This is a genomic window from Bacillus cereus group sp. N6, from assembly GCF_016483705.1.
Classification (GTDB): Bacteria; Bacillota; Bacilli; order Bacillales; family Bacillaceae_G; genus Bacillus_A; species Bacillus_A wiedmannii.
The window spans coordinates 1-260 of sequence record NZ_JAEHBI010000290.1 but is presented as its reverse complement, the minus strand read 5'-3'; the positions used below and the strand labels follow the sequence as shown (position 1 = coordinate 260).

Genomic DNA, 260 nt, shown 5'->3' with positions numbered 1-260 from the left:
TGGGGTGAAGTCGTAACAAGGTAGCCGTATCGGAAGGTGCGGCTGGATCACCTCCTTTCTATGGAGAATTGATGAACACTGTTCATCAATATAAGTTTCCGTGTTTCGTTTTCGTTTAGTTTTGAGAGTTCAATTAAGTATTGACTCTTAAATGAGGATATGATATAAATAAATCCTGCAATTTGTATGGGCCTATAGCTCAGCTGGTTAGAGCGCACGCCTGATAAGCGTGAGGTCGATGGTTCGAGTCCATTTAGGCC

Annotated in this window: 1 rRNA gene; it reads left to right on the top strand. The window is 42.7% G+C overall.

What is annotated here, in order from left to right:
* Positions 1–58 (top strand): 16S ribosomal RNA (locus JDS99_RS31335); the annotation flags it as partial.
* Positions 59–260 lie beyond the last annotated feature (202 nt).